This window comes from Zhongshania sp. R06B22 (assembly GCF_040892595.1).
GTDB lineage: Bacteria > Pseudomonadota > Gammaproteobacteria > Pseudomonadales > Spongiibacteraceae > Spongiibacter > Spongiibacter arctica.
Window position 1 is genome coordinate 1,174,986 of the sequence record NZ_JBFRYB010000001.1, and the last position, 11,537, is coordinate 1,186,522.

At 49.4% G+C, this 11,537-nt stretch carries 9 protein-coding genes; 2 read left to right on the forward strand and 7 right to left on the reverse strand.

Annotated features, from left to right (window positions below; genetic code table 11):
* Positions 1-63 precede the first annotated feature (63 nt).
* Together AB4875_RS05335 and AB4875_RS05340 are read left to right on the forward strand one after the other, a co-directional pair.
* Positions 64-1,698 (forward strand): alkaline phosphatase D family protein, encoded by a 1,635-nt coding sequence (locus tag AB4875_RS05335; RefSeq protein ID WP_368375020.1) that lies wholly within the window; start codon positions 64-66, stop codon positions 1,696-1,698.
* Positions 1,699-1,767: 69 nt separating this feature from the next.
* On the forward strand, positions 1,768-3,804 hold the full coding sequence (locus tag AB4875_RS05340) for a metallophosphoesterase (protein WP_368375021.1): 2,037 nt from the start codon (positions 1,768-1,770) through the stop codon (positions 3,802-3,804).
* A gap of 114 nt (positions 3,805-3,918) precedes the next feature.
* Here the strand turns inward: AB4875_RS05340 and holA are convergent, their stop codons facing one another.
* The 7 genes from holA to AB4875_RS05375 form a co-directional block, all read right to left on the reverse strand.
* Complete coding sequence (gene holA / locus AB4875_RS05345; protein ID WP_368375022.1) at positions 3,919-4,941, reverse strand: DNA polymerase III subunit delta; 1,023 nt, start codon at positions 4,939-4,941, stop codon at positions 3,919-3,921.
* Positions 4,941-5,459, reverse strand: a complete 519-nt coding sequence (locus AB4875_RS05350; RefSeq protein WP_368375023.1) for an LPS-assembly lipoprotein LptE — start codon at positions 5,457-5,459, stop codon at positions 4,941-4,943. Before AB4875_RS05350 ends, holA begins: the two co-directional genes overlap by 1 nt.
* Complete coding sequence (gene leuS, locus AB4875_RS05355; RefSeq protein WP_368375024.1) at positions 5,449-7,908, reverse strand: leucine--tRNA ligase; 2,460 nt, start codon at positions 7,906-7,908, stop codon at positions 5,449-5,451. The genes AB4875_RS05350 and leuS overlap by 11 nt, the downstream gene beginning before the upstream one ends.
* Before the next feature lie 428 nt (positions 7,909-8,336).
* Positions 8,337-8,819 carry a hypothetical protein gene (locus AB4875_RS05360; protein ID WP_368375025.1) on the reverse strand — a complete coding sequence of 161 codons (483 nt, stop codon included), beginning with the start codon at positions 8,817-8,819 and terminating at the stop codon, positions 8,337-8,339.
* 426 nt (positions 8,820-9,245) lie between these two features.
* Positions 9,246-9,428 carry a GrpB family protein gene (locus AB4875_RS05365; RefSeq protein ID WP_368377048.1) on the reverse strand — a complete coding sequence of 61 codons (183 nt, stop codon included), beginning with the start codon at positions 9,426-9,428 and terminating at the stop codon, positions 9,246-9,248.
* Between the two features lie 71 nt (positions 9,429-9,499).
* Positions 9,500-10,177, reverse strand: coding sequence for a hypothetical protein (locus AB4875_RS05370; RefSeq protein WP_368375026.1), 678 nt, complete (start codon positions 10,175-10,177; stop codon positions 9,500-9,502).
* A 98-nt stretch (positions 10,178-10,275) separates the two neighbouring features.
* Complete coding sequence (locus AB4875_RS05375; protein ID WP_368375027.1) at positions 10,276-11,328, reverse strand: ParA family protein; 1,053 nt, start codon at positions 11,326-11,328, stop codon at positions 10,276-10,278.
* Positions 11,329-11,537 lie beyond the last annotated feature (209 nt).

The window sequence follows — 11,537 nt, forward strand, 5'->3', positions numbered from 1 at the left end:
TCTTTGTAACACCGCTAGGTTATCATTTTTTTACTTTTTGATGACAGCACGAGAGAGTTTTCCGTGAAGAGACGACATTTTTTACGCGCAGTGACTACGGCTTCCATCGCGGTACCAATACTGACCGCCTGTGGTGGTAGCAGTAATTCTGGTTCCAGTTCGTCACCATCGATTCCGCCGACCTCGGATATCGATGTGTCATTTGTTCACGGCGTGGCGAGTGGTGATCCCTTAGATGATCGCGTGATTCTCTGGACGCGAGTCACCCCAACACAAACGCCCTCGGGCGATATCCCGGTGTTGTGCGAGGTCTCTGAAGATCGTGAGTTTAGCAGCATTGTGCTGTCGGAAATATTCAATACCAGTGCCGAACGGGATTACACGGTTAAGTTTGATGCGGCGGGTTTATTATCAGAGACGCAGTACTGGTATCGCTTTTCAGTTGGCGATACCCAGTCGCCACTAGGGCGGGCATTAACTCTGCCGACCCCAGGGCAGTACGCAGAACGTCTGCGTTATGCGGTATGTTCATGTAGTAGCTATCCCCACGGGTATTTCTCGGTCTACCGCATGATTGCCAATCGCCCCGATCTCGATTTTGTCTTGCACCTCGGCGATTATATTTACGAATATGCTGATGGTGAATACGGCGATAATGCCCAGCGCTTACTCGATCCACCCCATGAGATTTTGGTGCTTGATGACTATCGTCGTCGCTACGCTCACTACCGCAAAGATGTCGATCTTCAAGCGGCGCATGCGCTGCATCCCTTTATTACCATTTGGGATGACCACGAATCCGCAAATGACTCTTATATGGATGGCGCAGAAAATCACAGCGAGGGTGAGGGCGAATGGCCAGCGCGTAAGGCGCAGGCTATACAGGCTTATTTTGAGTGGATGCCTATTCGGCCGCCAACGGCGAGTGAAGACAGTATATATCGCGCTTTTCGCTACGGTGACTTAGCCGATTTTATTATGCTTGATACGCGGCTTGAGGGCCGTGTTAAGCAGCTCGGAAATCCAGTTGATCCCGCCCGAGCCGATGCCCGTGATCTCTTGGGTCAAACCCAAAAAGAATGGTTTAAAAATAAATTAGGTATCGCCCAAGGGCAATGGAAATTTGTTGGTCAGCAGGTGATGTTTGCGCAACTGCAATTACTTGAAATCCAACGTCTGCTGCCGGGCGTCCCGACTAATGATTTCAGTCCGCTGGTAGCCATCAATATGGATCAGTGGGATGGCTATCCGGTAGAGCGTGAAGAAATACTCGATTTTGTCGAGGAAAATAGCATTAATAATCTGGTGGTACTCACCGGAGATATTCACACCAGCTGGGCGAATGAGCTTTATAAAAGCAGTGCGGTAGTCACAGGTGGCGTCTTTGAAGAGCCCTTGGGTGTTGAGTTTGTCGCGCCTAGTATCACCTCTCCCGGCTTTCCCGATGGCGCTGCGGAATTGGTGTCTGCGGTATTGCCGGTGGTGAATCCACATATGAAATATACCGACCTGAAGAATCACGGTTTTATACTGATGGATGTAACTCATCAGCGCGCGCAGGCAGAATTCTACTATGCCAAGAATATTGATTCCGCCGCGGAGTCGGGGGTGGAGTCGGCTAAGGTAAAAACCCTGATGGTAAATAGCGGTAGCAGTCGGCTTATTGAAGATACGCCGGTGTCATATCCTAAAGTCTGATCGTGCTTGTAGAGATTGAAATTACACCAGCCGCAGAATATCAGCACAAAAGAATCCGAGAGAAATGTAATGAGATACCTAGCCAATTTACTACTACTTAGCTTTATGGTTGCCTTGGCCGCCTGTGGTGGTTCGTCTTCTAACAGTCCTTCGCCGGCAGCGGTGGATGACGAGCTTGTTGACCAAACACCGGTAGACGAAACACCCGATGGCATCACTGAACCGGCGGTAAGAATGATCTTGCTCGGTGATAGTGGTAGCGGCAGTGCTGGCGCCTATGCGGTGGGTGAGGCGGTCGCTAAAGTCTGCGCTGTAAAATCGTGCGATATAGTGCTGGGGCTGGGTGATAATATTTATGAATCTGGGGTGAGCTCCGAGCTAGATCCCCAGTTTGAAGAAAAATTTGAACTACCTTTTGCGCCCATCGACTTGCCGTTTTATATGGTGCTGGGCAACCATGATAATAGCGGATTCTTTGGTGGCGATGGCGCGAACAATTCGAATGGTGATTTTCAGGTCGATTACCACTACCGTGATGCGCTGCATCCCGAGCAGCCACGCCAAACATCACGCTGGCATATGCCTGCACGCTACTATCGTTTAATTCAAGGTGGTGATGCGGCGGAGCCGTTGGTCGAATTTTTTGCTGTTGACTCTAATCAAATCGCCGGCGGCTTTCCCGACAGCGATGAAAATTACTCTTACAACAACTATGGTCTGGCGCAAGCCCAGTGGTTAAAGGCGGCAATGGCAAACAGCAAAGCCAAGTGGAAAATTGCCTTTGCACATCACCCCTATCTCTCCAACGGCTCCCACGGCAATGCCGGTAATTATGATGGTATACCGGGGTTTGTGGCGCCAGTATTGGCAGGCAGCCGCTATAAGGCATTTTTAGAAGAGACCGTGTGTGATAAAGCGGACTTCTTCTTTGCCGGCCACGATCATGATCTGCAATGGCTAATGCCAGTGGCGTCCTGCGGCAAAACTAGTTTTATCGTTTCTGGCGCGGCGAGTAAAACCCGCAGTTTGGAGAACCGTGATGACAATGCGGTCTATTACGAAAAAGGCGATAGCTACGGTTTTGTTTGGGTGGAGATTAAGGGCGATAAAATGGTCGCTGAAGTTTATCAAGTCAATCCAGATGATGCGGCCCTAGGTTTGGGTTCATTGACCGCACCGCAGCCTGCATTTCGACGTGAACAAAGCCAGCAAGCTGCCATTGGCTTGCCTGAATCAGATGGCTTTACCAATCCCTTAGCAGGGGAGTCGGGATTTGATGTCGGTGCTCAGGACGGTAATCTTGATCCTGTTCAAGCCCAGTTTGCGGATGGCTTCGCGACCCTTGCTGCTGCGATTCCAGAGGAAAATCTCGCAGGTGTGGTGGCGGCGGTTGGTGAGTCTGGTAATGCGCTGTTGGAAGTGGCGGACTCCCTATTAACTGGCCTGCAGGGTGCGGCAACTGAGCAGAACCCAGAATTGGCTCTAGCCGGCGGTGAGCGTGCGGCGCAAGCGCTGTTGTACGCATTGCAAAGTTTGCAGAGCGCAATACCGGCTACTGGTGATGAAGGCCTACCCGCACCGTTTGATCAGCTCAGTGCCGCGCTGGAGCAGTTTAGCGGCGAGGCGGGTAGCGAAGATGATGCGGCGAGCGCCGACTTGCGAGGTCTGACTGACCCATTGAGTAATTTGGCCGCCAACATCCAAGGTATTGTCGACAGTATCGAAGAGGAAGGCGGCAGTGTGCCGGTGGTAGGTGGCGCCTTGAGTTTGCTGTCAGAATTACTGTTTGACGTGACCCGCGTTATCGACGCAGTGGGCAATGTCAGCACTAGTGAAGTCGGTCAAGTGCTGGTGTCTACCACCGACGATTTGCTGGCTAATTTGCTGCTTAAGGTTATTCCAATAGAGCAATTTGCCCCCGCCGAGATTAGCGATGCCATTGGCCTGGGTCCTAAATTTATCAGCACCGGCTTGCTTGTAGTGGTGCGTGAAGTGACTTATGACCTCGATACCCTAGTGCTGCCACCGTTGCTGCAAGGCCTGAGTGTATTGCCCCTGTCTGCTTTAGATAGTTTATTTGAGGGCTTGGCTGGGATTGGTGGTTAAACTCATATTGTTGACGCCCTTTGCTTTGCTTGCGGGGCGTCGAATTCAAGATTCAGATTCTGAATCCATTCCAGTTTTTTGATGACGGTAAATGCTGACTGAGTTTGCTAAGGATTAAGCGAGCTCGGAGAGTTGCTGGCCGGCTAAGAGTGCGACCAAATTAGCGAATAGCACACTGCCGTTTTCCTTGCTCTGGCCTTTTTGCGCGGCATCTATGCGGGTGGCGAGCTGCAGAAGTTTGCCGAGTTGAACGCTTTTTAAGCGGCGCAGCGCATTTTTGTAGAGTGTTTTGCGTTTGTCCCATACCCGGGCGCCATCTAAAACTCGGTCTACACCGCCGCCCTGTTCCAATTGCTGCGCGCATTGGTAGAGGGTGCGAATTTCTCGGGTGATGGCACCTAACATGGCGATGTCTTCGCCGCCCTCGGCCTGCAGGCTATTTAGCATTTGCAGGGCATTGCCGGCATTGCCTGCCAGTGCGGTATCAATTAGCTTAAATACGTCATAGCGAGCGCTACTGGCGACGGCATTGGCGACAATGTCGGCGGTGATGGTTTTTTCACCGGCTAAAATTTTGAGTTTAGAAATTTCTTGGTCGGCGGCGAGTAGATTACCCTCAACTCGGTCTGCCAAGAGCTGTACTGCGTCGTTATCGGCATTCAGACCAATATTGCGCATGCGCTGCATGATCCAGTTATTCAGATGTTGGCGATCAATCGGCCAGACTTGAATAACGGCGCCAGCGCTGTCCAGCGCTTTCACCCACTTGCTGTTCATGCTGCGGCTGTCGAGCTTGCCACAGCTAACTAATAAGATGTTGCTGCCGTCGGCGCGCTGCAGATATTCCTGTAGTGCCGCCGACGTTTTTTGATCCATTTTGCTGCCGCCAAGGCGGAGTTCAATAAGCTTGCGCTCGCCGAATAATGACATCGACTGGCCGGCGTCTAGCAATTGGCCCCAGTCAAAGCTGCGATCAACATTGAGGACTTCGCGCTCGCTAATACCTTCTTTTCGGCAGTGCTGGCGAATGGTGTCGCAACATTCCTGGGTAATAAGCAGTTCGTCGCCACACACTAAGTAGGCAGTCAGTAACTGCTTGCTGAGTTGTCCGGCGAGTTGTTCTGACCTTATCCGCATTAGCGAGCGTCTTGAATTTGATGTGACCAGAATTCTACTTGCCGAGCGAGGCGAATACTCAGCTGCTCGCGCATCTCGGCGCGAACAATGGTCGATTCGGTTTCTTCACCAAGGGGGTTGTCTGGGTCGTTAACAATCAGGCGACGTTGTTGCAGAGTTTGGGGGCCGCGCAGATTAGTGCCATCGGGGTTTTGCAGTTCGATGCTGGCAGATTCAAATAGCGCGTACTCCGCGTCGCGGGCTTCGCGATCTATGGCAACACTGCGTTTGTCTTCGTCCAGCAGTTTTACAATCACAATTAATTTCGCGTTCTTGCGGTACTTGCTGATCGCGACATCGTTAATCGCAAATTGCCGTTTTAGTGACAGGCTAAGCTCCTGGCTAGGGCGGTCGCTGGCAATATAAATCGGTTGCAACATAGCGTCTATGCTGGTGTCACCGCGTAGTGCAAAACCGCAGCCTGCCAGTATCAGGCAGGCTGCGGCGATGAGCGTTTTTAGTGTCAGCTTAGTTAGCAACGATATTTACCAGTTTTTTAGGAACAAAAATTTCTTTGCGGATGGTTAAATCTGCTAGAAAACGCTGCACGTTTTCCTGCTCCCGCGCCAATTTCTTGATGCTCTCACCGTCGGCATCGGCGGCGACTTCAATGGTCGCTCGCAGTTTGCCATTCACTTGCACGGCCATTTTTATAGTATTGCGTACCAATGCGGCCTCGTCTACTTGTGGCCAAGGCGCATCAATAACCGCATCGCTGTGGCCAAGGTTGAGCCATAGTTGGTGGCTAATATGCGGCACAATCGGCGCCAGTAAAAGCACGGCGGCTTCTATGGCCTCGCGCTCTACTGCGATGCATTGCTCGCTTTGGCCTTGGAAGCGAGACACTTCATTAATTAATTCCATCACCGCCGCAATCGCGGTATTAAAGGTTAGACGGCGACCAAAATCATCGCTTACCTTGGCAATAGTCTCGTGAGTTTTACGGCGCAGGTCTTGCTGCGGTCCAGTTAAACTCTCAGGCGTAAGCGCGGGTGCATTCCCAGCTTCAAGGTGGGTCGCTGCTAATTTCCACAGCCGTTTAAGGAAGCGGTGCGAGCCTTCCACTGCGCTGTCAGACCATTCCAAACTTTGTTCTGGCGGCGCGGCAAACATGATGAACAGGCGAACCGTGTCGGCACCGTATTGCTCAATCAGGAATTGTGGGTCGACAGTATTGCCCTTGGACTTGGACATTTTGCTGCCGTCTTTCAATACCATGCCCTGGCAAAGCAGTTGTTTGAAGGGCTCGTCGGAATCCAGCAGACCTTCATCACGCATTAATTTGTGAAAAAAGCGTGCGTATAAGAGGTGAAGAATGGCGTGTTCAATGCCGCCGACATATTGGTCTACCGGCAGCCAGTAATTGGCGCGATCGGGGTCAAGCATGCCGTCTTCAAAGTCGGGGCAGGTGAAGCGCGCGTAGTACCAGCTAGACTCCATAAAGGTATCGAAGGTATCAGTTTCACGCTCTACCGCGACGCCATCGAGATCGTCCTTACACCATTCTGGGTCGGCTTTAATGGGCGATTGCACACCGTCCATCTCAACGTCTTCTGGGAGTAGGATGGGCAGCTTGTGCGCGGGGACCGCAATTTCACCACCGTTAGGTAGATTGAAAATCGGGATCGGTGCACCCCAGTAACGTTGACGAGAAACACCCCAGTCACGAAGTCGGTAGTTGGTGGTGACCTGGCCTTTGTTTTGCGCGACCAGTTCATCAGAAATCGCTGTAAATGCGTCTTCAAAATTCAAGCCGTCGAAAGCGCCAGAATTGATTAGCACGCCTTTTTCTGTAAAGGCGCCGTCATCAATATTGATGGCTTCGCCATTCTCTGGTGCGATAACTTGATTGATAGCCAGATCATATTTTTTTGCGAACTCATAATCGCGCTGATCGTGAGCGGGCACTGCCATGACGGCGCCGGTGCCGTAATCCATTAAGACGTAATTGGCGATCCACACTTGTACGGATTCGCCGGTGATGGGGTGGCGCGCAGCTAGGCCGGTGAACATGCCTTTCTTTTCCATGACGGCCATGTCCGCCTCGGCGACAGAACTATTGCGGCATTCGTCAATAAATGTGGCTAGCGCAGGATTGTTCTTGGCAATTTCAAGGCTGATAGGATGCTCTGCCGCCAGGCTCACGTAGGTAACGCCCATGAGGGTGTCGGGGCGGGTGGTATAAACCTCAAAGCTGTCCATGCCCGCGATCGGCGCGTCAAGATCAAAGCGCATTTGTACGCCTTGTGAACGGCCAATCCAGTTGCGTTGCATGGTCTTAACTTGCTCGGGCCAGCCGTCTAGCTGGTCTAGATCGTTAAGTAGTTGATCGGCGTAACTGGTGATTTTAATAAACCACTGGGGAATCTCTTTGCGCTGAACCTGGGTGTCGCAGCGCCAGCAGCAGCCATCGATGACCTGCTCGTTCGCTAATACGGTTTCGTCAACCGGACACCAGTTCACCGCGGAGGTCTTTTTGTAGACCATGCCTTTTTCGTAAAGGCGGGTGAAGAACCACTGCTCCCAGCGGTAGTAGTCTGGCTTACAGGTGGCAAACTCGCGATTCCAGTCGTAGGCAAAGCCCAGTTGTTTGAGCTGATCGCGCATATAGGCGATGTTTTCAACGGTCCATTTAGCTGGCGCAGTCTTGTTTTTTACCGCCGCGTTCTCTGCTGGCAAACCAAACGCATCCCAACCCATAGGTTGCAAGACGTTTTTACCCAGCATGCGCTGATAGCGCGATATCACATCTGCAATGCTGTAATTGCGAACATGGCCCATGTGCAGTTTGCCGCTGGGGTAGGGGAACATCGCCAGGCAATAGTATTTTTCGCGGCTGGCGTCTTCGACGGCGGCGAAACTGTTTTGATCCTGCCAAAATTGTTGGGCGCAGGTCTCGATGTCACGGGGGGCGTAATGTTGGTCCATTGGCGGTGTCAGGTCTCTGTACAGCGGGCGAATAAGTTGTGGGCCGGTATTCTAACAGCTAAGAGGTCTATGAATAAGTGTCTATTTTTGCCCTCGCGGCGGGAGCTGTGGGCGTTTGCTTAAAACTACGCTCCGCAAGGGGCGGTATTCTTTAGTATTTCGTCATACTAGGCTGGATCGGGTATCCATGTGAGCGCGGCGAATGTCTTTGGTTTTAGCGGAGTACGCCGCGGTGACAAGTCTGCGGTCTATGGATCCTCAATCGAGTTGAGGATGACAGAATAAAGTGGATCGCAAGCAAGACCACCGTCATACCCGACCCCGATCGGGTATTCATGTGAGCGAAGCGAATGCCGTTGTTTTGATGCTCGCTAATTGAAATGTTTTGGAGATTTACTGTAAGCCTTGGTTTCGCCCTCGCTGGGCGACTAACTTTCTTTTTGCTTGGCCCAAAAATAAAGTAAGCAAAGAAAAAGGGCACCCTGCATCACCGTCGATGGCAAAAAACGCCATCGATTCCCTCCGCGCTTCGCAAGCAACGGCGCGGGCAGCGTGCCCCGGAAAAAACTCGCCTCCGGCTCAAACAGTTTCCCGCTTAATCCGTTGCTTGCTGCAGTGCTCAGCGGTGCTGAAGGGACATTGGCGCGGGTTTCTATAGTTTTGGTAATAACTACATTGTTCGTGACGATGAGTATTCTTGGTGTCTTGTCATACCCGACTCCGATCGGGTATCCATGTGAGCGCAGCGAATGCCGTTGTCTCGATATCTGATCATCGGAATGTTTTTTGCGCCGACTGCAAGCCTTGGTTTCGCCCTCGCTGGGCGACTCACTTTCTTTTTGCTTGCCCAAAAAGAAAGTAAGCAAAGAAAAAAGGCACCCTACATCACCGTCGATGGCAAAAAGCGCCATCGATTCTGTCCGCGCTTCGCAAGTAACGGCGCGGGCAGCGTGCCCCGGAAAAAACTCGCCTCCGGCTCAAACAGTTTCCCGCTTAACCTGTTACTTGCTGCAGTGCTCAGCGGCGCTGAAGGGACATTGGCGTAAGCTGCAAGTTTCTTAGCAAAACTACAAATTTTTCTGATGCCAGAATAAGGCACCGCTCGCAGTCCCGCTTTTGAACTCACCGAGCATCGCAGAAATTCAATGGGATGTTTTTAGCGAGGACTGTCTGAGCCGAAGGCGAGTTCCGCAGCGTTCCCATTGGATTTTTGCGAGGAGAGGGTACCCGAAGGGTGAGTGATAGCGGGCGAATTTCTTGCTTACTTCTTTTTTCGTAAAAAGACAATTCGCTTTTTAATTGATCGCCGCTTTTTGGCGACCCGTAGGGTGAGGCACCTAGTGCCGAATAACTAAGTCGCCCAGGGAGGGCGAAAAAAGGTCAATTAATATATCAATTACTGGTTTAGCTGCAAGGCCATATATTGTCTTGCTGCCAATATGGTGAACCCATAAATTCTTTATAGGCAAACTTGAGACTAACAATTGTTTTTCAATCATAAAATAGATGGGGCCATTCATTTTCACAGTTAACAACTTCAATTCTTCACATTTACTCTGCTCTGCTTCTAGTTAGCAACTGCGCGTACTTGTTAACTTTTGTTTTCGAAATGGTTACTTAGTTCTTCGATTAAGCTGGCACATCCATTGTATTGTTTTTCAAATAGTAGAAGCGCCATAAAAAACGGGACTAGTCCGAATTCTGGCGGTGGTTGTATTTTCTCGACCCCTAAATCTAACCATATATTAGTTTGATCAACTGTCCCGAAAGAGGCGAGGGTGCCATGGTAATTGGGGTGCGCATACTCGCAGAGCAATTTATACATTGTGCCAAAATTGGAAAAATCTTTGCTTACATGTTTAATGCAGGTCAGTACATTGATAGCAGGTAATTTCGCACTTTGGTCTCGTCCACCCGAGACGGCCTTCATTAAAAAATCATCGAGCTGATCAATGTCTTTATTCTCTAGGTATTCCTCCAGCTTTTTTCGAAGCATAAAACATAAAGCACTTGTTTCTAATGCTGACCTCATCAAAATATATGCTGGCACTCTTCGATTTTGGTCATATAGCTCGATCGCAGATACAGAAATAGATGTAATTCGGTGGTACAAAAGCTCTTTTAGCGAGAGCGCTTTGAATGGGATTTTTGATTTCAGCGTCAATCCAGCCGGGTCAACACGAGTTGGCAAAGAGCTTTCAAATCGTCTCAATAACTCTTGTATATCACGTCGTATTGAGTCTTCGTTTATTTCTTTGAGTGATGGCATAGTTAATTAAACGCCTTACACTCGGCCAGACGAAGCCGTAGGTTTTGTTGTCCCAGCCGCAGCGCGGTCGGATTGCCTGGCCTTGTATGTTCCGCTGATTAAAGTTTTGATACTAAAGACTCAATTGTTTCTTTGCATTTATCACGCTGCTCTTTGGCAACCTGTATTTTTTCTCCATACACTTCGTAGGTATGCTGATCCATTTTACTGAGAGGCAAACCTTGGTTTGCGGCTACCACGCCAGCGCTATTGAAGTCCCTTAACTCGACGCTATATGCTGCCTCAAAATCACTCACATTGTTAATTTCAACACTTGAAGTTTCAAATTTGTCAGGATTATTTTTAAACTCAGTGTACATTTTTTGAATTGCTTCATTTGACAGCGCCTTAAATGCATGTGCGGCTCCCTTTTTTTGCGTGAATCTATTACCGAGCAAAAATGAAATCTTAGGTAATTCAAGGTTATGACTTTTTGCCTTAGAGGCAAATGTGTACTTACCATATACGGGATGACTTACAGATGTACCCCAAATAAGATTGAACAACCCTGTTATTGCAAAAATTGAAGAATCGTCTGCGTTTATGGGGACTAGTAATTTATCACCACCCACTATCGCTAATTGGGTGTAAATTGCAAAGCTAGGATTTGTATCAATAAAGTAGGTGCAAGGTCTTTCAGTATTAATTCTCTTTTTAGTCAATTCTCGAATTATAGAGTGAATTTTTATCCACGGATTGTCTGAGGCAGATAATGGGGTGGCCTCCGCCCGCTCAGAAAGTAGTGGTGCGATAAGCTCCAGATTACCATCCCCAGAAATCAGATATAAATTGTCGCTAACATTACCGTTTACATCACTCAATTTAGTGATGAATTTATTTACATCCGCATCCCCGTTAAGGGTTGCCTCTGTAATGTAACCAACAATGCTTTGTGGTTCATACTTCGATATCAACTCCTGGAGTTTCGCTTCACTAGGTTTGCCCCCTCCCATCAACATTGAAGATGAATTTGCCTGTGGGCACATATCCACAACAATTACATCACGATCCAAATTCTTTTCTGCATATACTGATGCCACATGAAAAGTGATAGTACTTTTCCCGACACCTCCTTTATTGTTCCACATTACATAACTTTTATTCACTTCCATTGCTTATCCTCGCTTTTGTGATAATTGGCTCAATCTAACTTGGTAACATAACAGTATCTATGGACTCGCGCCTTTTATCACTCTGCCCCCTTATCAAAGCAGAGACTTTAGTGAGCGTTAAAAAAATTAGGGGAATTCAATGAGATGGCTGCATCACTATTAATGAGCACCGGTCAAACGACGACTAATTCCCTGTATTTCTACCAGAT

What these genes read in the sequence shown, in the direction of transcription:
- AB4875_RS05340 (WP_368375021.1), top strand. Translation starts at nt 1,768, where the DNA reads ATGAGATACCTAGCCAATTTACTACTACTTAGCTTTATGGTTGCCTTG.
- AB4875_RS05365 (WP_368377048.1), bottom strand. Translation starts at nt 9,428, where the DNA reads ATGAATGGCCCCATCTATTTTATGATTGAAAAACAATTGTTAGTCTCA.
- AB4875_RS05360 (WP_368375025.1), bottom strand. Translation starts at nt 8,819, where the DNA reads ATGGCGCTTTTTGCCATCGACGGTGATGTAGGGTGCCTTTTTTCTTTG.
- AB4875_RS05370 (WP_368375026.1), bottom strand. Translation starts at nt 10,177, where the DNA reads ATGCCATCACTCAAAGAAATAAACGAAGACTCAATACGACGTGATATA.
- leuS (WP_368375024.1), bottom strand. Translation starts at nt 7,908, where the DNA reads ATGGACCAACATTACGCCCCCCGTGACATCGAGACCTGCGCCCAACAA.
- holA (WP_368375022.1), bottom strand. Translation starts at nt 4,941, where the DNA reads ATGCGGATAAGGTCAGAACAACTCGCCGGACAACTCAGCAAGCAGTTA.
- AB4875_RS05375 (WP_368375027.1), bottom strand. Translation starts at nt 11,328, where the DNA reads ATGGAAGTGAATAAAAGTTATGTAATGTGGAACAATAAAGGAGGTGTC.